19 protein-coding genes and 1 pseudogene are annotated in these 20,920 nt (G+C 43.1%); 18 read left to right on the top strand and 2 right to left on the bottom strand.

Translation table 11 applies throughout. The features are described from left to right. Positions 1-197 (bottom strand): annotated as a pseudogene (locus BLR42_RS23340) (transposase); the annotation flags it as partial. Between the two features lie 160 nt (positions 198-357). Here BLR42_RS23340 and BLR42_RS16650 point away from each other — a divergent pair. The 7 genes from BLR42_RS16650 to BLR42_RS16620 all read left to right on the top strand — a co-directional run bounded on the left by BLR42_RS16650 (position 358) and on the right by BLR42_RS16620 (position 6,299). Continuing rightward, positions 358-639, top strand: a complete 282-nt coding sequence (locus BLR42_RS16650; protein WP_026498057.1) for a phasin family protein — start codon at positions 358-360, stop codon at positions 637-639. Between the two features lie 5 nt (positions 640-644). Next, positions 645-2,387, top strand: coding sequence for an ABC1 kinase family protein (locus BLR42_RS16645; RefSeq protein ID WP_242879390.1), 1,743 nt, complete (start codon positions 645-647; stop codon positions 2,385-2,387). After that, complete coding sequence (locus BLR42_RS16640) at positions 2,384-2,863, top strand: DUF5721 family protein (protein ID WP_091871472.1); 480 nt, start codon at positions 2,384-2,386, stop codon at positions 2,861-2,863. The genes BLR42_RS16645 and BLR42_RS16640 overlap by 4 nt, the downstream gene beginning before the upstream one ends. A 104-nt stretch (positions 2,864-2,967) precedes the next feature. Continuing rightward, complete coding sequence (locus tag BLR42_RS16635) at positions 2,968-4,053, top strand: S66 family peptidase (RefSeq protein ID WP_091871467.1); 1,086 nt, start codon at positions 2,968-2,970, stop codon at positions 4,051-4,053. Between the two features lie 60 nt (positions 4,054-4,113). Continuing rightward, the gene (locus BLR42_RS16630) at positions 4,114-5,139 is read left to right on the top strand and encodes an acyltransferase family protein (RefSeq protein WP_091871464.1); all 1,026 of its coding nucleotides are present in this window, start codon (positions 4,114-4,116) and stop codon (positions 5,137-5,139) included. 86 nt (positions 5,140-5,225) lie between these two features. After that, positions 5,226-5,519 carry a DUF1294 domain-containing protein gene (locus BLR42_RS16625; protein ID WP_022762874.1) on the top strand — a complete coding sequence of 98 codons (294 nt, stop codon included), beginning with the start codon at positions 5,226-5,228 and terminating at the stop codon, positions 5,517-5,519. Between the two features lie 18 nt (positions 5,520-5,537). Beyond that, entirely contained in the window at positions 5,538-6,299 is a 762-nt protein-coding gene (locus tag BLR42_RS16620) for a hypothetical protein (protein ID WP_091871462.1), read from the top strand. 119 nt (positions 6,300-6,418) lie between these two features. Here the strand turns inward: BLR42_RS16620 and BLR42_RS16615 are convergent, their stop codons facing one another. Next, the gene (locus BLR42_RS16615) at positions 6,419-7,642 is read right to left on the bottom strand and encodes an argininosuccinate synthase (RefSeq protein WP_022762872.1); all 1,224 of its coding nucleotides are present in this window, start codon (positions 7,640-7,642) and stop codon (positions 6,419-6,421) included. A gap of 298 nt (positions 7,643-7,940) precedes the next feature. Between BLR42_RS16615 and argC the strand changes: the two genes are divergently transcribed. From argC to BLR42_RS16560, 11 genes are all read left to right on the top strand, one after another. Continuing rightward, positions 7,941-8,996 (top strand): N-acetyl-gamma-glutamyl-phosphate reductase, encoded by a 1,056-nt coding sequence (gene argC / locus BLR42_RS16610; RefSeq protein WP_091871459.1) that lies wholly within the window; start codon positions 7,941-7,943, stop codon positions 8,994-8,996. A gap of 52 nt (positions 8,997-9,048) precedes the next feature. Next, positions 9,049-9,495, top strand: coding sequence for a GNAT family N-acetyltransferase (locus tag BLR42_RS16605; RefSeq protein ID WP_091821321.1), 447 nt, complete (start codon positions 9,049-9,051; stop codon positions 9,493-9,495). Positions 9,496-9,596: 101 nt separating this feature from the next. Further along, the gene (argJ, locus tag BLR42_RS16600) at positions 9,597-10,820 is read left to right on the top strand and encodes a bifunctional ornithine acetyltransferase/N-acetylglutamate synthase (RefSeq protein WP_091871483.1); all 1,224 of its coding nucleotides are present in this window, start codon (positions 9,597-9,599) and stop codon (positions 10,818-10,820) included. A 32-nt stretch (positions 10,821-10,852) separates the two neighbouring features. Further along, on the top strand, positions 10,853-11,737 hold the full coding sequence (gene argB, locus BLR42_RS16595) for an acetylglutamate kinase (RefSeq protein WP_026498064.1): 885 nt from the start codon (positions 10,853-10,855) through the stop codon (positions 11,735-11,737). An 11-nt stretch (positions 11,738-11,748) separates the two neighbouring features. Continuing rightward, positions 11,749-12,939 (top strand): aspartate aminotransferase family protein, encoded by a 1,191-nt coding sequence (locus tag BLR42_RS16590; RefSeq protein WP_091871480.1) that lies wholly within the window; start codon positions 11,749-11,751, stop codon positions 12,937-12,939. 21 nt (positions 12,940-12,960) lie between these two features. After that, positions 12,961-14,502, top strand: coding sequence for a sugar ABC transporter substrate-binding protein (locus BLR42_RS16585; protein ID WP_091871457.1), 1,542 nt, complete (start codon positions 12,961-12,963; stop codon positions 14,500-14,502). Positions 14,503-14,664: 162 nt separating this feature from the next. Beyond that, positions 14,665-15,438, top strand: coding sequence for a helix-hairpin-helix domain-containing protein (locus BLR42_RS16580; RefSeq protein ID WP_091871455.1), 774 nt, complete (start codon positions 14,665-14,667; stop codon positions 15,436-15,438). Positions 15,439-15,460: 22 nt separating this feature from the next. Next, positions 15,461-16,141: a response regulator transcription factor gene (locus BLR42_RS16575; protein WP_022762864.1), complete on the top strand. Its 681-nt coding sequence runs from the start codon at positions 15,461-15,463 to the stop codon at positions 16,139-16,141. Positions 16,142-16,172: 31 nt separating this feature from the next. After that, a complete protein-coding gene (locus BLR42_RS16570; protein ID WP_091871452.1) occupies positions 16,173-17,645 on the top strand; it encodes a sensor histidine kinase in 1,473 nt (490 codons plus the stop codon). A gap of 8 nt (positions 17,646-17,653) precedes the next feature. Next, positions 17,654-18,592: a GerMN domain-containing protein gene (locus BLR42_RS16565; RefSeq protein ID WP_091871449.1), complete on the top strand. Its 939-nt coding sequence runs from the start codon at positions 17,654-17,656 to the stop codon at positions 18,590-18,592. Positions 18,593-18,630: 38 nt separating this feature from the next. After that, positions 18,631-20,856 (top strand): DNA internalization-related competence protein ComEC/Rec2, encoded by a 2,226-nt coding sequence (locus tag BLR42_RS16560; RefSeq protein ID WP_091871446.1) that lies wholly within the window; start codon positions 18,631-18,633, stop codon positions 20,854-20,856. Positions 20,857-20,920: the final 64 nt, after the last annotated feature.

The following is a 20,920-nucleotide window of genomic DNA, read 5'->3' as shown; positions in this document are numbered from 1 at the left end:
AAATCACGGTAATCCCATGGCTCTACTTTTATGATGACGGGAAGCTTATCAACTTTGAACTTTTGATATTTGGGAGAATGGGAATCGTCGAAAGCCCACTGTTTTAGCGGTATATATCTGCATATGAAGTTTACCAGCCAGCAATTCTGCTGATAGAGTTGGTGGATGATTTCAAGTAAATAAAGTATAATGTTCACGAGCATTGTCTCCTGGTTTTTTGTGAGTTTGGTCGCTGACATTATACCAAAAAGGGAGGTCAATGCTCATTTTATTTTGAACTCCCGATAAATCAAGGCTTTAGAACAAAAAAGAGGTAGTAAATTTGACACTACCAAATTTTATGAGGAGGTTTTAACCATGGAAAATCTTACAGACGGATTGAAAAAATTACTGCTTGCAGGTGTTGGAGCGGTTGCTCTTACGACCGAGAAAGCCGGAGAGCTTTTAAACGAGATGGTTGAAAAGGGTGAGATTACCGTTGAACAGGGCAAGGCTCTCAATCAGGAGTTGAAGCGCACGGTAAAGGACAGCACCAAGAAGGATGAGAAGAAGGATCTTTCCAAGGTTGTTGATGGTCTTTCGGCAGACGAGCTCGCTAAGTTAAAGGAGCTTATTGCAGCAGCAGAAAATAAAGAGTGACTTAGATGGCTGATTTGACAGATCTGGTCAGTAAAATGAGGCAGGTTGCCGACGCCCAGGCTGATAAGGCGGAGGCTGAAAAGAACGGCAGCGCTTCAAAGGAGACCTATAAAGAAAGAAGTGCCGAGGACAGTGCAAGATTCAAGGAAATCAAGGCTGTCCTCGCAAGAAATAAAATCACAAGGGGAATATCACCCGAGAAGCTCCGTGTAATCTTAGAGGAGCTTGGTCCCACATACATCAAGCTTGGTCAGATAATGTCGATGCATTCCGACATTCTGCCGAAGCGTTATTGTGATGAACTCGCAAAGCTCAATTTTGACGTTCCGCCCATGCCATTTAATGAGGTGATCGAGGTCATAGAGGACTCCTATGGAAGTCCCTGCACGGACATCTACGAGTGGATTGATGAAAAGACCCTCGGCTCGGCTTCGATTGCGCAGGTGCACAGGGCCAGGCTTAAGAATGTATCATCAGAGGACGGTATCGGTGATGTCATCATAAAGGTCCAGAGAAAGGGCGTTTATGAGATCATGAGCCGCGACATCAGCCTTTTACACAGGCTTGTAAAGCTCATGCCGCCGGTTGGAGATCTTAAAAATATTGTGGACCTTGATATGGTTCTCGATGAGATGTGGGCCGTAGCCAAAGAGGAGATGGACTTTTTCACGGAAGCCTGCAATATGGCCGAGTTTGCCCGTAACAACAAGGATGTCAGATATGTCGGATGTCCCAAGATGTTCCCGGAGTACTCGACGGACAAGGTTCTTGTCATGGAGTATATTGATGGCTGCTCAATCGATGATGTTGAGTACCTTACCGCACATGGGTATGATCTCGATGAGATTGGTGAAAAATTCGTCAACAACTTTATCAAACAGGTTATGAATGACGGCTTCTTTCACGCGGATCCTCATCCCGGTAATGTCAAAGTCAGAGATGGCAAGATCATCTGGATTGACATGGGAATGATGGGCAGACTATCAGAAAGAGACAGACGGCTGATGGTTCGCGGCGTACGCGGCATTGCTCTCCATGATATACAGGCTGTGGAAAATGCGGTTCTCGATCTTGGACAGGTGAGCGGAACTCCCGACAGGGATAAGCTTTATATTGATTTGAAAGGCTTTATTGAGCAGTACGGCTCAGTGTCTTTCGGAAGCCTGGATATTGCGGCAGCGCTCCAGTGTCTCATGGATATTATGAAGGAAAACGGAATCGCCCTTCCTCATGGAATGACGCTTCTATGCAGAGGACTTGCGCACATGCAGGGCGTTCTTGCAACCATAAGTCCAGAGATAAATATGTTACAGATTGCGACTGCCAGAATTACCGATGAGTTTATTGAGAACCTTGATATCAAAGAAGAACTCATGAAATATGGCAGAGCACTTTATCGTGCAGCGGATAAAGGGATTGAACTTCCTTCGCTGACAGCACAGGCGATGAAGGAATACCTCGCCGGACAGAGCAAAGTGAATATCACGATAAGCTCATCCAAGGAAGTGGATGAACTCATCTATTCATCTATCAGAAATGTGGTCATAGGTCTTGGCGTTGCAGCGCTTCTGATCTCATCCAGTATCATGTGCCTTACAGAGATGAAACCTCAGGTTTTCGGAATCCCTGTTCTCGGCGCGCTTGGATTTGTCTTTGCAATGGTGGTCAGCGGCTTTTTGGTAATAAGAAATATCGCGCTTAAAATTGCCTACAGAAGGCGGCGCAGAAGAAAGAATAAACATTTATGATTGCTTTACAGATAAAAAACACAAGACAGTTTATGTCTGCATTACTTGCATCTGAGGTTTTTGATGAGTTTTTGCTTGAGAGTGCCGAGCTGCAGATTGCGAATACATACACAATTGACGGACATGTGAATAGGGAGTTTTTCGGGGATGACAGCGAAAAGCCTGAATATGAGCTTTCCAAATGGAGCGAGCTTAAACCTGTCTGCTATGAACTGATAAAGGGGAAAAACACCCCGGTTTCCTTCAAATTCATCATGTGCGTCGCACCACCCAGGAAGGATGAACTTTTGCCTGATGACCTGCGGCAGATTGTGTCGTCTTTAGTTTTTATCTTGAAATTCAAGGAGGGGCATATCACCATCACTACAGGAGCAGCCCTCTCGGGCTTCACTCTGGACAAATCCTACAAAAAGATTTGGGACGACTATATGAAGCGCTTTCTTGACAGCGTCGGCATCAGTTATGAAGAACTTTAAGATGCCTTCCCCCTGAGGAAAGAGGATGAATAATATATGCCTTCCCCTTGAGGGGGAAGGTGGCGCGAAGCGCCGGATGAGGGGAAATACCAGGAGGAACAGACATGATCAAACGACCAGACTATATCAAACCCGGTGACACAATAGGAATTACGGCGCCTTCTTTTGGCCCATCGAGCGAGCCATATCACTCGATGTATTTTTTCGCAAAGAAAAATCTGGAAAACAAAGGCTATAAGATAGTAGAGGGCGATACACTTTTCAAAAACGACGGCATAGGGATAAACACCGATCCGAAGGTGGCAGCAGCTGAGCTTGTGGATTTTTATAAAAGAGATGATATTGATGCAATCATTTCCGCAGGCGGTGGAGAGCTCATGAATGAGACCATAACAAACGTGGATTTTGAGGCTCTTGCAGGAGCTAAACCCAAGTGGTACATCGGATATTCCGACAATACCAATTTTATTTTTCCGCTTGTTACGATCTCGGGTGTGCAGGGAATCTACGGACCTTGCATTTCCGGTTTTTCCAAGAAATGGGAGCTCCCCGAAGAGGATGCTATGGCACTTCTTGAGGGGACAAAGACGGAGTTTTCGGGGTATGAGAAATTTGTAGATCCGGCAAAGGAAGAGAATCCGCTTCCCCGTGATCTGGATCCTTCGGAATATTCGAAAATTGATTTTGATATACCCTATGAATATAATTCGGAAAAAGTGCTCACAAGCTTTTTGTGTAAAAACGGAAAGGCAGAAAAGGCAGGTACCGATACCGAGATAAAAATGAGTGGAATATTGCTTGGAGGCTGCGTTGACGTTCTTGCCAATATGGTGGGTACAAGGTTTGATAAGGTAAAGGAGTTTAACCGGGACCACAAGAATGTAATCTGGGTGCTTGAAGCCTGCGACCTTACTCCGATGAGTTATCGAAGGGCGATATGGAACATGAGAGAAGCGGGATGGTTCGACAGCGCAGCAGGGTTTGTGATCGGAAGACCGCTTACAGCATTCGGACAGGAGATGATGGGAGCAGATCAGTACAATGCAGTGACGGATGTGGTTTCGTGTTTCAATGTTCCTATTATCATGGATGCCGATATAGGCCATATAGATCCGATGCTTCCGGTTGTAATGGGAGCGGAAGTTCTGGTTTACGCTAATGGGAATGACTTGAGATTTAAATATGAATAAAAAATCGTTTCGTAAAGAACGGATTGTTTGCTTACGATAGGATTGAAAGGGCTGACTTATATGAACAGAAAAGAATCCGAAAACTTTTTTGACTTCATTCGTTATTTTGCCGCATTTTGTGTGATGTACCTCCACTATACCGGGCATGTGGGCTATTATTATACGTCGCAGGCCGCAGATCAGGTGGCTACTTTGCGCGGAATATCAACTTTCTTCCAACCGACTGTTGTTTTGCTTACCATAGCCGGATTTCTTGCTTCAGCTACTTTTGAAAGATATGGAGAAAGGGTCGGTGCATTTTTAAAAAAGAGGATTGCCAGAATATACATTGATATGTGGCTCAGCATGGCTGTATATGTTGCGGTGTTATATTTTGTTGTAGGAAAACGCTGCGACAGCTCGATGATAAAGTGGGCTATTATCCAAGGCCTCGGATTTGCCAATACGCCTGATTGCCTGAAAAACTTTGCAACCGGCAGCATGAATGGCACTATGTGGTTCTTTACCGTAATTATCCAGCTCTATATAGTACTGCCTTTTGTAAAAAAGGCTCTGAAGCGATATGGGAAAAACCTGACAGTTTGGCTTGTTGTTGTGGCGGTTTTGGGAGTACTTAATATAGCATCCGGTTTTTTGGCACCGCAGCTTTCCGAGACCTGGCAAAAACTGCTCGAGCGCACCTTTATTCCGTATGCATTCTGGTTCTTCGTAGGAGTTATGTTTCACACCTGCGAATTATATAAGAAAGATCATATCGGAAAAGCGGCAATTGCTCTTTTGGCAGTGCAGATCGGGCTAAACTGCCTGCCTGCAAGTGGAATCGGATACTACACCGATTTCCTTCGCGGCACAGTTACATGCCTTTTGACTATAGCTGCGGCATATTCGCTACCTGCAAAAAGAGCCAGAATAGATGTCACCTATGGGATGTACTTGTATCACTGGCTTTTTATAAATCTGATAATTCACTTTAAGTATTATGAGAGATTCGGATTTGTCATGAACGTTCTGACATTTACGGCAGGAACATTGGTTTGTGCCAATGTATTCAGGCTATATGCAAGACTAAAAGATAAAATCAGATGAAAAACATGGACCTTCAGTGAGATTACTTTCACTGAAGGCTCTTTTGTTTATTGCACCGCCGCTTTTTATGCATTAAAATATCATTCATGGACTCACTAAAATTTTTATTATCTTATATAGGAATCATAAATATCATCAGTTTTATCTCGATGGGGAATGATAAAAGGAAGGCCAAGAGAAATTCCTTCAGGACACCCGAATCCGTACTGTTTATCTTGGCGCTTATGGGCGGAAGTATCGGAAGCATTCTTGGTATGTATATTTTCAGACACAAGACCAAGCACTGGTACTTTGTGGTAGGAATGCCGCTTATTCTCATCGCTCAGATTGGAATTGTGGTGGCGATAAAAATGTCTCCGCTTGAGATACTTTTCAGATAAGTTTTTTGAGGTTTTGTAATGCATATAGCAGTTTTTGATGACAATATAGCTGACAGAAAGCAGATGGAGCGCCTCTTGCGCCGCCAGTCAGATCGCTATCAGAAGGAAGGAAAAGAGCATTTTTACATCGATCTGTATGGTAATATTCCCGCACTTTTAAGGTTCCCGCAGGTATACGATATCATTTTCATAGATATGGCCAATCCCGATGAAGATGATGAGCGGTTCAAGACAGGCATGGATGTTGCCAAGCTTCTGTTTGAGATAGGTGGGATGAAGAATGTGGTTATGTGTTCTTCCTGCCATGATTACAAAGCTCTTGCAAAGGAAGCAGGCATCTATGATGAGCTTCTTTTTATTGATAAGCAGATCCGCGTAAAGGATCTTGAGGAGATTCTGACAGAGTGTGAAAAAAGACTCGGCGATCCGATTCCAACTCTTGAGATGCGCGGCGAGAGACAGACAATCTATGCCAGAGAAAATGACATAATCTGCGCTGAGATGATAGGAGAGAACCAGCTTACTGTTTATCTGACAGACAACAGAAGCATCAACCTTATCACCGATATTTACAACCTTTTTGAGCAGTGTGCGATATTCACAGCCATCTGTCCTATTTCACAGGATGCGATGATAAACGTAAATCACATAAAGGACGAAGGCTTTGGCTGGGTTATCATGGATACCGATAAAAAACTCAAAGTTGCCTTTGCCTACAGAGGCAACATAAAAGAAATCAGAAGACGCCTCGCGGCTAAACAGAAAACTGAAAAAGAATAATGTTGGATTATGAAGGAATCCCCCATATATATGTATAGAGACTCGTTCGATTATGCGTTTTTCGCAACGAGAACGAGAATCTATACATATATATGGGGGATGGTGTTTATTATTCAATATTATTTATTTTTCTCAACTTCCTGCATCTTCATGGCGCGAACCTTGCATGAGAGACCGAAGAGATTGATGAAGCCCTCGGCGTCGTGGTGATCGTAGAGGTCACCTGTTTTGAAGGAAGCGATTGACTCATTGTAGAGTGAGTAGGGTGATGAAGTGCCGGCCTTGATGATGTTACCCTTGTAGAGACGGAAGGTAACTTCGCCTGTTACGTACTTCTGGGTTGACTCGATGAAAGCCTGTTCTGCCTCACGAAGAGGAGTGAACCATTTTCCTTCATATACTAGATCTGCGAACTTATTGCCCATATCCTTCTTCATGGTGTAGGTGTCGCGGTCAAGAATCAGCTCCTCAAGCTGCTGATGAGCCTCGTACAGGATTGTTCCGCCGGGTGTCTCATATACGCCGCGGGATTTCATACCTACAACACGGTTCTCAACAATATCTACGATGCCGATTCCGTTTTCACCGCCAAGCTTATTGAGAGTGCGGATGATATCTGAAACCTTCATCTCTTTTCCGTTAACTGACTTGGGAACACCGCCTTCAAATGTCATGGTTACGGTTGTGGGCTCATCGGGAGCATCCTCGGGTGTGCAGCCGAGAACCAGAAGGTGCTTATAATTGGGAGCCTGTCCGGGATCCTCGAGCTCAAGTCCCTCGTGTGAGATGTGCCAGAGGTTACGGTCACGGCTGTAGCTGCTGTCAGCTGAGAAGGGAAGATTTATGCCGTGCTGTTTGCAGTATTCAATCTCTGATTCACGGGAATCCATGTTCCACTTATCACTTCTCCATGCAGCGATAATCTTGATGTCGGGTGCAAGAGCCTTGATTCCGAGCTCGAAACGGATCTGGTCGTTACCCTTACCTGTAGCGCCGTGGCAAATAGCAACTGCGCCTTCTTTTCTTGCGATTTCAACAAGCTTCTTAGCAATAAGAGGACGAGCCATGGATGTTCCGAGAAGGTACTTATTCTCATATACAGCGTGAGCCTGAACACAGGGAACAACGTATTCATCGCAGAACTCATCGATAACATCCAATATGTATAACTTGGAAGCTCCGCAGCTCTTAGCTCTCTCATCAAGTCCGTCAAGTTCTTCTTCCTGTCCGCAATCTATGCAGACACAGATTACTTCATAATCATAATTTTCCTTAAGCCACGGGATGATCGCTGTTGTATCAAGTCCTCCCGAGTATGCAAGTATAACCTTATCCTTAGCCATGTTTTCCTCCTTAATAAATGCGTGATGTATAAAAATCTGAACGATTTATAAGGAATATACACCACCTTGTGATTAAATGCAAGTGTTTTATGCATAAAAATTTATAAAATGCAGGTTTAAGTGCATAAATATAAATAATGCTTGCATAAAACAGTTTTGTTGATTATACTAAAGTGCAAAGCATATAATAAATGATACGGGGGGAAACGAGATCTTTTAAGAAAATCCTGTATGCATAATAATATGCATAAGATTCAGAAACGCTGAATGAATAATACATTATAAGGAAGGCGCAGAAATGATTAAGGTAGGAATTATCGGAGCTACAGGTTATGCAGGAGCGGAGATCGCAAGACTGATTTACAGCCATCCGCAGGCGGAGATCGTGTGGTACGGCTCCAGAAGTTATATAGATGAGAGATTCAGTTCCGTTTACGGAAACTTCTTTAATATAGTAGATGAGAAATGCCTCGACGATAACATGGACGAGCTTGCAGAGAAAGTGGATGTTATTTTTACGGCAACTCCCCAGGGCCTTTGCGCAGGACTTGTTAATGATGAAATTTTGAGCAAGGTTAAGATAATCGATCTGTCGGCTGACTTCAGAATTAAGGATGTTTCCGTATATGAAAAGTGGTACGGCATCGAGCACAAGTCGCCCCAGTATATAGAGGAAGCGGTTTACGGACTCTGTGAGATCAACAGGGATAAGATAAAGGGAGCGAGACTGATCGCTAATCCCGGATGCTACACAACCTGCTCGATTTTAACAGCTTATCCTCTTATTAAAGAGAAGCTCATTGATCCTAAGACACTCATAGTCGATGCGCTTAGCGGTACTTCCGGAGCAGGCAGAGGGGCGAAAACACCGAACCTTTTCTGTGAGGTTAATGAGAGCGTAAAGCCCTACGGCGTGACCAATCACAGACACACACCCGAGATTGAGGAGCAGCTTGGATATGCGGCAGGTGAGGAATTTACAATCAACTTCACACCTCATCTGATTCCCATGAACCGAGGCATCCTTGCGACAGAGTACGCATCACTTATGAAAAAAGCGGACGGATCGCTTCCCACTGCAGGTGACATAAGGGCTGCTTATGAGAAATATTATAAGGATGAGAAGTTTATCAGACTTTTACCTGATGGTGTATATCCGGAGACAAAATGGGTTGAGACAAGCAATTTCGTTGATATAGGCTTCAAGATAGATGAGCGCACAGGTCGAGTCATCATGATGGGAGCAATAGATAACCTGGTAAAAGGTGCTGCCGGTCAGGCTGTTCAGAACATGAACATTATGTTTGGCTTTGAGGAAAGCATGGGACTTGATTTCGTTCCGGCATTCCCGTGATGAGAGAACCTGGCGAGGACCTTATATATTAAGTGTTTTTGGAGGAAACGTCATGGTACGGGTAATGACTATAGATGATTATGAAGAAGTTTACGCTCTTTGGAATTCGATAGAGGGTTTCGGAATAAGAACTCTTGATGATTCACTGGAAGGAATAACAAGATTTATCAATCGAAATCCAAATACATGTGCGGTGGACATTGAAGACGACAAGATAGTCGGAGCCATTCTTTGCGGACATGATGGGAGACGAGCATGTTTCTATCATGTTTGTGTTAATAAAAATTACAGGCGTCATGGAATCGGCAAAAAGATGGTTGAGTTCTGTATTGAGAGATTAAAGGAAGAGAAGATCAACAAAGTCTGCCTTAATGCGTTTGTTACCAACAAGGTCGGGAATGCTTTCTGGCAGCGAATGAACTGGACGCTTCGCTCGGACATGAACTATTACGACTTTACATTAAATGAAAATAACCTCACTGAATTTGTTGGAATTTAAGACCTAATGCCTTCCCCTGGGGGTGAGAAATATTAAAGCCTTCCCCCTAAGGGGGAAGGTGTCAGCGAAGCTGACGGATGAGGGTAGATAAGGAGAAAAACATGAAAATAATAACAGGTGGTGTTACAGCTGCTAAAGGTTTCAAGGCAGCAGGCGCAGAAGCAAATATAAAATATAAAGATCGCAAGGACATGATGCTTATTTACAGCGAGTCACCTTGCACGGCAGCAGGCGTTTTCACAAGCAACGTGGTAAAAGCGGCTCCTGTTCTTTGGGACAAGGAAATATGCAGTGGTATTCATCCCGTACATGCAATAGTAGGTAATTCGGGAATTGCCAATGCCTGTACCGGTGAGGAGGGTAAAAAAGTTTGTGCAGATACAGCTGCCGAGGTGGAACTGCTCCTGAACCTTCCGGAGAATTCTGTTCTGGTTGCATCCACAGGTGTAATCGGTATGCAGATGAACATGGACGCAATAAAGCGCGGCATTGCGCAGATGGTTCCGCAGCTTTCGGATTCAGAAGAAGCCGGGACAGATGCAGCGAAGGCAATAATGACAACAGATACTTATCCCAAACAGATGGCTGTTACATTTGAAGTGGGTGGTAAGCAGTGCACCATGGGAGCCCTGGCAAAAGGATCCGGGATGATTCATCCTAACATGTGCACAATGCTTTCATTTATAACAACAGATGTTTCGATATCACATGAACTTCTTCAGAAGGCCTTGAAGACAGTGGTTGTGGATACCTTTAACATGATTTCCGTTGACGGAGACATGTCCACGAATGACTCTCTCATGGTTCTTGCAAACGGAGAAGCAGGAAATCTGGAGATCACGGAAGAAAATCAGGATTACGAAGCCTTTAAGGAAGCTCTTTTTACTATCTGTAAGGAGATGGCGAGAAAGCTTGCGGGTGACGGAGAAGGTGCAACCGCACTTTTCACAGCACATGTTATGAATGCGGATACAAAAGAAAATGCCAGGACACTGGCAAAGTCTGTTATCTGCTCATCTCTTACAAAGGCTATGATATACGGACACGATGCTAATTTCGGACGCATTTTATGTGCACTTGGCTACTCGGGTGTACTGTTTGATCCGGATAAAATCGAGCTTTCGGTTGAGAGCTGCGATGGCAGCCTATTGTTATTTAAAAACGGAGAGCCGCAGGCTTTTGATGAGGAATATGCATCTAAAGTACTTTCGACAAAAGAGGTTATCGCGAAGGTGGATATGCATTCGGGAAGTGAGGAGGCCTGTGCCTGGGGCTGCGATCTCACCTATGACTATGTAAAAATCAATGCTGATTACAGAAGCTGACACCCGGTATTTAAAGAAAAAGGAGAGGAACCATGGATACAGATATGCAGGAAGTAATGAAAAAAGCTGAGGTGCTGATCGAGGCACTTCCTTATATTCAGAAGTTTAACCGTAAGATCATCGTCGTAAAGTATGGCGGAAGTGCTATGGAGAGTGAAGAATTCCAGAAGAATGTCATCAAGGATGTGACACTTTTAAAGCTCGTCGGCTTCAAGCCCATAATCGTCCACGGCGGCGGAAAAGCAATCAGCAAGTGGGTAGGCAAAGTCGGAAAGGAAGCGGAGTTTGTAAACGGCCTTCGTGTTACAGATGAAGAGACCATGGAAATCGCGGAGATGGTTCTTAATAAGGTAAACAAGTGCCTTGTAAGAATGGTCCAAGAGCTGGGGGTTAAGGCTATCGGAATAAGCGGCAAGGATTCCGGACTTTTAAAGGCTAAGAAGAAGCTTTCCGGCGGTCAGGATATCGGCTTTGTCGGAGATGTCGAGAAGGTGGATCCCAAAATCCTTTACGATCTCATGGACAACGACTACCTGCCTATCATTGCACCTGTAGGAATGAATGAGAACTTTGAGACATTCAATATAAATGCTGATGATGCGGCCTGTGCCATAGCAAAAGCCGTAAATGCCGACAAGCTTGCCTTCCTTACGGATATTGAGGGAGTTTACAGGGACATCAATGATCCGTCCTCATTTATTTCAAGACTTACATGTTCTGAGGCTGATGCACTCATCGCAAGCGGCAATATAGGCGGAGGAATGCTCCCGAAGCTTGAAAATTGTTCAAATGCAGTAAAAGAGGGAGTTCACAGAGTGCATATTCTTGACGGAAGAATACCGCATTGTCTGCTGCTTGAGTTCTTTACCAATAAGGGTGTCGGAACCATGTTCATGCCCGACGGAGAGGAGATTTGAAAATGGCAACCATGAAAGAATATATTGATGAAGCCGAGCGCGATCTGCTTCACACCTACAATAGATATCAGGTGGTACTTGATAAAGGCGAAGGTGTTCATCTCTATGATATAGAGGGAAAAGAGTATCTGGACTTTGTATCGGGTATAGGCGTTTTTGCTTTGGGATATGGTAATAAAGAGTACAACGATGCTCTTAAGAATCAGATCGATAAGGTTATTCATACCTCAAATTATTATTACAACGTTCCTGCTATAGAAGCGGCCAAAAAGCTTAAAGAAGTTTCCGGTATGGACCGCGTATTTTTTACAAACAGCGGTGCGGAGGCTGTTGAGGGTGCGCTCAAGGCAGCAAGAAAATACGGATTTTTAAAAGACGGAAGGACTGATCATGAAATAATCGCGATGAACCATTCCTTCCACGGAAGAACATTCGGGGCACTTTCTGTTACCGGAAATGCCCACTATAGGGACGCTTTTCAGCCCATGATAGGCAACATCCGTTTTGCGACTTACAATGATTTTGAGAGTGTTAAAAAGCAGGTTACAGATAAAACAGTTGCCATAATAATGGAAACCGTTCAGGGTGAGGGAGGAATTTACCCTGCAACTGAGGACTTCTTAAAGAATGTAAGAGCACTTTGCGATGAAAAGGATATCCTTCTTATTCTTGACGAGATACAGTGCGGCATGGGAAGAACAGGCTATATGTATGCATGGCAGAAGTTCGGTGTTAAGCCCGACATCATGACAACAGCCAAGGCTCTCGGATGCGGAGTGCCGGTAGGTGCTTTTATGATGACTGAAAAAGTTGGACAGAATTCACTCGTAGCAGGTGATCATGGTACTACTTACGGTGGTAATCCCCTTGCCTGTGCGGCAATCGACAAAGTCCTTGATTTATTCGAGACTAACCATATAATAGATAACGTGAGACAGGTTTCGGAATATCTCGAAGAGTGTTTGGACGATTTGAAAAATCGCTATGATTTCATCGTAGATCGCAGAGGCAGCGGACTTTTACAGGGACTTGAATTTGATCGCCCCGTAGGAGAGATTATTGGTAAAGCGCTCGATAAAGGACTTATTCTTATAAATGCGGGAACAAATGTTATCAGATTCATTCCTCCGCTTGTAATAACAAAGAAGGATGTTGATGATATGCTGAATATTTTGGAAGCTTGTCTTTTAAGTAATCACTAATATTTTTATGTGAGGTTATCTATGAAGATAAGATTCAGGCTGCTTGGAGCGGTTCTGGTTATAGCACTGCTCGGAGCAGCTTTTTATTATTCCAGATCAGGAATAAATCTCCATGAGGAGCGTTCGATTTTCGGCGCAAATGACAAAACAACCATAAGACTTTGGTACACGGATGATTCCATGACGGATTATCTTACCGGAAAGGCTGTTGAATACAATAAGAAGAGCAAGACCACCAGAGCTGAGATACAGCTGGTTTCCGGTCTTGAGTATCTTGAGGAGATAAGTAAGGCATCTGTTCAGGGTGACAATTATCCCGATGTTTTCATCATGACACACGACAGCCTTGAGAAGGCTTATCTTGCAGGTCTTGCTGAGGAAATAAAAAAGCCGGAGCTTCTTGAAGATGAGACTCTTGGCTTTAGTGATGCTGCGAAGAATTCGATCACCTATAAGGGAAAATACATAGCATATCCCTACTACTTTGAGACAAGCTCACTTTTATATAACAGAACTTATCTGGAAGACGAGGTACGCGCGCGCAGACAGGCTGAGCTTGATGCTGCGGAGGGCGAACTTGCGCAGGCAGCTGCGGATGCCGGAGAGATAGAGGGCGAGGATATCACACAGGCCGAGGATGCACCTGTGCCTGAAATCAGTGAAGATGCAGAAAATGCAGATGGCGCAGAGTATGTGGAAGAATCCACGATTTCCGCTGAAGAGGTAGAGGCGGGTGTTAATGAGATGCTTCCTTCCACAATCGAAGACATCCTTCTTTTCGCAGATAATTATAATGCCCCTGATACTGTTGAATCGGTATTCAGATGGGATGTTACCGATATTTTCTACAATTATTTCTTTGTGGGTAACTATCTGAATCTTGGTGGACAATCAGGAGACGATACCAGTCAGATCAATGTCTACAATGAAGATACTATCAACTGTATGAGCTTTTATCAGCAGCTCAATCAGTTCTTTGCCATAGATGAGAGTGTGGTTACTTATGAGAATGTTTTGCAGGACTTTATTGACGGCAAAACAGTATTTACCGTTGCGACAACCGATGCTGTAGCTAAAATAGAAGAGGCTAAGGCTGCCGGCAACTGCAGCTTTGAGTATGGTGTGACCACAATGCCGGCTCTTAATGATACTTATGGAACAAGAACCATGTCCGTTACTGAGTGTCTGGTGGTTAACGGATACTCGGAGCATCAGGAAAAAGCGAATGATTTTGCGGCTTTCCTTTGCAGTGAGAACACAGATACTTGCTATACAATGAGTGGCAAGCTTATCGCGCACGAGGGAATCCCTTACGGAAATGATTCGCTGGATTCTTTTGTCAGCGTTTATGCCAAATCGGTTCCTATGCCCAAGCTTATGGCTACCAGTAATTTCTGGGTACAGCTTGAGATTGCCTTTTCCAATATATGGGAAGGTGCAAATGTTAACGATACCTTAAAAACATTGTCTGAAAATGTTAAGCTTCAGATAGGCGGAACAGAGGTTACTGAGGAGCGGCTTCCGGATGCTTCTATCGTTATTACCGAGGGGCAGGAAGAATAAATGTTTACAAATTAAACAAAAGAATACTCTTTATGGCTGTCTTTTTTGTAATTGTTACGAAAATATTACAGCCATCTTGTTTTTAAAAATTTTTTCCGTTATTATGTTTATTGGACTTAACCAAGTCTATGCGTGGTGGGGCCTCCACATTGTGGAGGAAACATGCATAAAAATATTACGAAAAGCTTTATAATTTCAATTTTGACCGGGATGCTTATATTATCCGGATGCAGCAGGAAAAATGCTGAACTGGTGCTCACAGAGCCGGATAGAACCTATGAGACTGTTTCAGTACAGGATGATAGGGCGGTGTCTGATGCTTCAGGGAGCGAATCTGCCGAAACTCAAAATTCTTCATCAGCAGATTCAGTTAGCTCTGCGGAGGCGGATACAGCCTCAGATACGACAGTAAAAGAGGAAAAAAGCAATCTTCCCGAGACAATCATGGTTCATGTGTGCGGAGCAGTTCTCTGCGAGGGAGTGTATGAACTTCCGGGTGGCAGCAGAGTTGTAGATGCTGTTAAGGCAGCAGGTGGCTTTTCAGAGGAAGCGGACAGCGATTATATAAATCAGGCGTTGGTGCTTTCCGATGGTGTTAAAGTCAAAATTCCGACTCTGGAAGAAACTGCGATTTCTGCGCAAAACGGGAATGTTCAAACAGATATTTCCGTTGAACCGGGGAGTGATGCAGCGGGTGTGACCGGGATGAATGAGGACAGTTCTTCTTCCTCTGAATCCGAGGGCGGCAAGGTCAATATCAATACAGCTGATGAGACCCAGCTGTGCACAATTCCGGGCATAGGACCGGGCAGGGCAAAAAATATTCTTGCCTATCGTGAAGAAAACGGTAAATTCGGAACAATCGATGATATCAAAAAAGTTTCAGGTATCAAAGATAAGTTCTTTGCAAAAATAAAAGATTATATAACAGTTTAAAGAATTTAATGGAGTGGAAGAAATGGCGAAGAAGGTACTGGTTGTTGATGATGAAAAGACAATTGTAAAAGGAATACGTTACAGTCTTGAGCAGGATGGTATGAAGGTTGATAGCGCTTTTGATGGTGAGGAAGCCTTGCAGCTTGCACATGCCAATACCTATGACATTATTCTACTCGATGTTATGCTTCCGAGAATGGATGGTTTTGAGGTTTGTCAGCAGATAAGAGATTTTTCATCCGTGCCGATTGTTATGCTTACAGCTAAGGGCGATGATATGGACAAGATCCTTGGACTTGAGTACGGAGCTGATGATTATATTACAAAGCCCTTCAATATTCTTGAGGTTAAGGCCAGAATAAAGGCAATCATGAGAAGAACCACTAAACCTGAGACACAGGCTAAAGTGCTTACATTTGGAGATCTTACGATCAATGAAGAGTATAGAAGAGTATATGTTGGCGACAGAGAGATAAATCTTACCAGCAGGGAATTTGATGTTCTTGAGTTCCTGGTATCTACTCCGGGCAAGGTTTACAACAGAAGTGAACTTCTGCACGCTATATGGGGAGAGGATTTCCCCGGAGATGAGAGAACGGTTGACGTTCATGTTAGGAGACTCAGGGAAAAGCTTGAGGTTAATCCCAGCGAGCCAAGGTATGTAAGAACAAAGTGGGGATCAGGCTATTACTTCCAGGCATAAATGAGATTTAGGCAAAAATTTTGGAGCCAAGATGATATACAACCCATTTAAAAGTCTTAGATTTAGAATATTTTTGATTGTTTTTCTCACGGGGCTTGTTTCATGCCTCGTGATTCATTCTGCAATTCTTGAAAGCTACGAGGATCGTGCTGTCAATGTCAGAGAATCGGAAGTGTCTACGCAACTGATGATTCTGGCTAATCACCTGATAAATTACAATTATTTTTCGGATACGACTTCTGATGTCATAAACGCAGAGCTTGACCTTATTGCGAACCTTTATGACGGAAGAGTTATTGTCATTGACAGTGATCTGAAAATTCGCAAGGATACATACGGCATAAGTGAGGGAAAAACCATAATCTCCGACGAGGTAGTCAAGTGTCTGAAGAATGGTAGCTCAGGATCAACTGCCGTTTATGACAAGAATAACGGCTATATTGAGATGACGGCGCCGATCATGGAGACGCTGACCTATGAGACAGGAGATGTGGCCCGGAAGGAAGAAAAACAGGATGTTGTCAGAGGCGTTCTGCTGATAAGTGTTTCGACCGATTATATCAGTGCTACCATGGATATCCTGACAAGAAGAGCAATGACGATAGAGGTTATTGCCATAATTGTAATCCTTGTTATGGCCTTGTATATGTCAGGAAGACTTCTTAAGCCTTTTGACAGAATTACATCTGCTATCAATGACGTTAAGGCAGGATTTACAAACGAACCTATAGCAGGATCTGATTATTATGAGACAGAACACATTATTAATGCGTTTAATCAGCTTCTCCTCCGAATGAATGCACTTGACGCCTCAAGACAGGAATTTGTTTCTAACGTTTCTCATGAGCTTAAGACGCCCATTACATCCATGAAAGTGCTGGCAGATTCTCTAATTATGCAGGAGGATGTTCCGAATGAGGTCTACAGGGATTTTATGGAGGATATAGCAGCTGAAGTAGACAGAGAGAATCAGATAATAAATGACCTTCTTGAGCTTGTCAGAATGGATAAGAAGGCTACAGCACTGAATATCACTTCAGTTGACGTGGTTCAGATGATGGAGATAATCCTTAAGCGAATCAGGCCTATTGCTCAGAAGCGTAACATAGAATTGACACTGGAAACTACAAGAGAGATAACAGCTGAAATTGATGAGGTTAAGCTGTCACTGGCACTTATGAACCTTGTCGAAAATGCGGTTAAATATAATAAAGACGACGGATTCGTCAAGGTTAAACTGGATGCAGACCATCAGTATTTTACCTGTGAAGTGAGCGATTCGGGAATAGGTATTCCTGAGGACAGTCTCGACAGGATTTATGAGAGATTCTACAGAGTCGATAAATCAAGATCCAGAGAGATCGGTGGCACAGGACTCGGTCTCGCAATTACTCACAGTGCGATACTGATGCACAGAGGAACTATAGAGGTTAAGAGCGAAGAAAATGTGGGAACTACCTTTACGGTTAGAATCCCTCTGATTTACATGCAGTCACTGGAATAACAGGAGATATGAATACTACATTAAAAAGATTAGTAAACTTAATATTGTGTCTTATGCTTGTTGTTCTGTGCATGACCAGCTGCGCGAATCAGGCTAAGGAAGATGATCCGAACAGGGTACAGGTATACTACCTCAAATCTGATGAGAACGGTATGGTATGCGAAGACTATCATGTTCTCTCTGATATGACAAACACAAAGGCAGTAATAGAAGAGCTTCTCGCAAAGATGAGAACAATGCCGGAAAAGCTCGAATATGAGGCACCTATTTACGGCCCGGTTAATCTTCTGTCGTATAAAATAAATGGTGATGTACTTACGCTTAATTTTTCAAGTACCTACACCACTACCGAGAAGACTACGGAGATTTTGGACAGAGCGGCAATGGTTCGTACACTGACACAGGTTCCCGGCATTCAATATGTGACTTTTACTGTTGAAAATACACCGCTTTTGGATAGTAATGGGAATATCATAGGCAACATGTCTGCAGATAACTTTGTTTATAACGCAGGTAATGAGATAAATACCTATGAGAAGGTTGAACTCATTCTCTATTTCGCTACGGATGATGGGGAGGAACTCATACCGGTTTACAGAAGTGTCGTGTATAACAGTAATATTCTTATGCAGAGACTTGCTATAGAACAGCTGTTGAAAGGACCAAATACAGATTTGGCACTTCCGACGCTCAATCCTCAGACAAAGATAAATTCCGTTTCTGTAAGAGACGGCGTATGCTATGTTGATTTTGATGAAGGAATCCTTACGCAGGTGGGCAATATCAGCCCTAAGGCGGCGTTATACTCTCTTGTTAACACTATTTGTGAAACCGCAGATGTTAACAAGGTTCAGATATCTGTGAATGGGCAGACTTCTGCCACTTTCATGGAAAATGTATCTCTCGATACAATATTCGAGAGAAACCTTGATATAGTCAGGGAATAATCTGCTTTTTGCGGTTTATATTTGTTGGGAATATATAAATGAAGCGACCGCTATGCGCTGTTGGGGGATTATTCGCGGCGGCTGTCTTTTTTCTGCTACTTGTAATACAGATGCAGGAAGGCTCAGAACTGCCTGATCGGGCAGTTGTTACAATTACCGGAACCATATGTGGTAAAGAAGAAAAAATCAGTTCCTATACAGGAGAAAAACAGATTGTTTTGTACCTGAAAAAGGAAGACGGAAGGAAGATTATGCTCTATCTGGATGATGCAGGGTATAAGCTTCCTATGGGATGTATCCTCAAGGTCTCAGGGAAAGTGAGAAACTTTCCGGAGAGTAGGAATCCCGGAGAGTTTGACAGTCAAAGCTATTACAGAATTTTGAAAATTGAATACAGTCTTACGGATGTGAAAATTCTTGGAATCGGTGGAAGAGAAAATGTGCCGGAGGAATTGCTGTACAGAGTTAAGCTGAGTTTCGAAGGAATTCTGGACAGAACAATGAATTCGGAAGATTCCGGAGTAATGAAAGCCATCCTTCTGGGAGATAAGAATTGGCTATCAGATGATATTAAAGATGCATTCAAGAAAAACGGCATTATCCATATTATTGCGGTGTCCGGCGTGCACATATCAATTATTGGAATGTCTCTTTACAAGCTACTTAGGAGAGCAAGCATGAAAATTCCGGCAGCAGCTGCTATTTCGGTTATAGTAATGCTTATGTACGGAGTTATGTGCGGAATGAGTGCATCAGCATTCAGAGCAATTGTTATGTTTGCTGTCCATCTGGGAGCGGATATTATAGGCAGAACCTACGATATGTTGTCGGCTATGTCTCTTTCCGGAATAATGCTTCTTGTCTCATGTCCGTTATATTTGAAACACAGTGGTTTTTTAATGTCCTTTGGCGCTGTTATAGCGATAGGCTATGTGCTTCCTGTTATGCCTGACACTATCAGAACAGGTAAGCTTAAGTTTATGGCAGCAAGCCTTTCAATAATGCTTGTTACCTTGCCGGTGAATATGTGCTTTTATTACACATATCCGGTTTATTCCATAGTCCTCAATCTGTTTGTGCTTCCACTTATGTCTGCGCTAATCCTTTTTGGAATAGCGGCTATTATTTTGGGCTATGTATTTCTTCCCGCAGGGATAGTGAGCGGAATAGGATGTCACCTGATATTGAAATGGTTTCTGCTTTGTTGTAATACCGGAAGTTCAATACCCGGCAATACATGGTATGCGGGACATCCTGAGATTTGGCAGGTTTTGATCTACATAATCCTTTTGGCAGCATTTGTTATTATTAAGCTCAAAACCCATAAACCGGTTCCGAGTACAGCTTCTGCCCAAAGACGATTAGATGAAATCAGGGAGCGGAAGTTTGACATAATAAGGCATGTTCTATTGTTTGCAGGTTTATGCGTTTTATGCCTGAGAATAAGGCCGGAACTGCGGATAACTGCTTTAGATGTCGGTCAGGGTGATGGAATAGTTATAGAGACTAAAACCGCCAATTATCTTATAGATGGCGGTAGTACATCCAAGAAGCAGGTTGCGAAATATCAACTGATACCTTTTTTGTCATATCAGGGAATCGGCAGGCTTGATGCAGTGATCATGACACATGAGGATGAAGATCATGTGAGCGGAATCCTCGAACTTTTTGATGAGGTGGAAAAATACAAGGGAGCCATAAAAATCGATAATTTGATTCTCCCTAAGGTTGGTGACAGCTCAAAGGGTGAAAAATATAGAACTCTTGAAGAAAAAGCAAGAGAGCTGGGGATAAATGTTTCATACATCGGCAGAGAAGATAAGATCAGAAACAGAGATGTTGAGATAGAATGTCTTGGCCCCGTTAAAAATATGATAACAGATGAACCTAATGCATATTCAACCGTTCTGTATATAAAAAAAGGCAGTTTTAAAGGGCTTTTTACCGGTGATGTGGATGGCGTGGGCCAGGATAACCTACGTGCCTATGTGGGAGCTCACAGAGATGAATTTGCGGACATAACACTGCTTAAAGTGGCTCATCATGGCAGCAGATATACTACGGATGAGGCTTTTCTTGATATAGTTCATCCCAAAGTAGCATTTATAAGCTGTGCACAGAATTCACAATATCATCATCCGCATAAAGAATTACTTGAAAGACTTGACAATATAGGTGCAAAGACCTATATAACCGCGCAAAATGGGGCAATTACAGCATTAGTGAATGATAAAAATGTGAAAATAAAAACATACTTGGATTAATCTTATAATCGTGAGAATTATGATTTGGGCATAAAACGGCATTATTGTCAAGTACGAGTTATGA

This window comes from Butyrivibrio sp. INlla16 (assembly GCF_900104155.1).
Classification (GTDB): Bacteria; Bacillota; Clostridia; order Lachnospirales; family Lachnospiraceae; genus Butyrivibrio.
Note: the sequence above shows the minus strand (reverse complement) of the source record. Positions and strands in the feature narration are given on the sequence as shown.

Excerpts from the sequence above, each read along its gene's own strand:
- BLR42_RS16650 (WP_026498057.1), top strand. The coding sequence starts at position 358 with ATGGAAAATCTTACAGACGGATTGAAAAAATTACTGCTTGCAGGTGTT.
- BLR42_RS16645 (WP_242879390.1), top strand. The coding sequence starts at position 645 with ATGGCTGATTTGACAGATCTGGTCAGTAAAATGAGGCAGGTTGCCGAC.
- BLR42_RS16640 (WP_091871472.1), top strand. The coding sequence starts at position 2,384 with ATGATTGCTTTACAGATAAAAAACACAAGACAGTTTATGTCTGCATTA.
- BLR42_RS16635 (WP_091871467.1), top strand. The coding sequence starts at position 2,968 with ATGATCAAACGACCAGACTATATCAAACCCGGTGACACAATAGGAATT.
- BLR42_RS16630 (WP_091871464.1), top strand. The coding sequence starts at position 4,114 with ATGAACAGAAAAGAATCCGAAAACTTTTTTGACTTCATTCGTTATTTT.
- BLR42_RS16625 (WP_022762874.1), top strand. The coding sequence starts at position 5,226 with ATGGACTCACTAAAATTTTTATTATCTTATATAGGAATCATAAATATC.
- BLR42_RS16620 (WP_091871462.1), top strand. The coding sequence starts at position 5,538 with ATGCATATAGCAGTTTTTGATGACAATATAGCTGACAGAAAGCAGATG.
- BLR42_RS16615 (WP_022762872.1), bottom strand. The coding sequence starts at position 7,642 with ATGGCTAAGGATAAGGTTATACTTGCATACTCGGGAGGACTTGATACA.
- argC (WP_091871459.1), top strand. The coding sequence starts at position 7,941 with ATGATTAAGGTAGGAATTATCGGAGCTACAGGTTATGCAGGAGCGGAG.
- BLR42_RS16605 (WP_091821321.1), top strand. The coding sequence starts at position 9,049 with ATGGTACGGGTAATGACTATAGATGATTATGAAGAAGTTTACGCTCTT.
- argJ (WP_091871483.1), top strand. The coding sequence starts at position 9,597 with ATGAAAATAATAACAGGTGGTGTTACAGCTGCTAAAGGTTTCAAGGCA.
- argB (WP_026498064.1), top strand. The coding sequence starts at position 10,853 with ATGGATACAGATATGCAGGAAGTAATGAAAAAAGCTGAGGTGCTGATC.
- BLR42_RS16590 (WP_091871480.1), top strand. The coding sequence starts at position 11,749 with ATGAAAGAATATATTGATGAAGCCGAGCGCGATCTGCTTCACACCTAC.
- BLR42_RS16585 (WP_091871457.1), top strand. The coding sequence starts at position 12,961 with ATGAAGATAAGATTCAGGCTGCTTGGAGCGGTTCTGGTTATAGCACTG.
- BLR42_RS16580 (WP_091871455.1), top strand. The coding sequence starts at position 14,665 with ATGCATAAAAATATTACGAAAAGCTTTATAATTTCAATTTTGACCGGG.
- BLR42_RS16575 (WP_022762864.1), top strand. The coding sequence starts at position 15,461 with ATGGCGAAGAAGGTACTGGTTGTTGATGATGAAAAGACAATTGTAAAA.
- BLR42_RS16570 (WP_091871452.1), top strand. The coding sequence starts at position 16,173 with ATGATATACAACCCATTTAAAAGTCTTAGATTTAGAATATTTTTGATT.
- BLR42_RS16565 (WP_091871449.1), top strand. The coding sequence starts at position 17,654 with ATGAATACTACATTAAAAAGATTAGTAAACTTAATATTGTGTCTTATG.
- BLR42_RS16560 (WP_091871446.1), top strand. The coding sequence starts at position 18,631 with ATGAAGCGACCGCTATGCGCTGTTGGGGGATTATTCGCGGCGGCTGTC.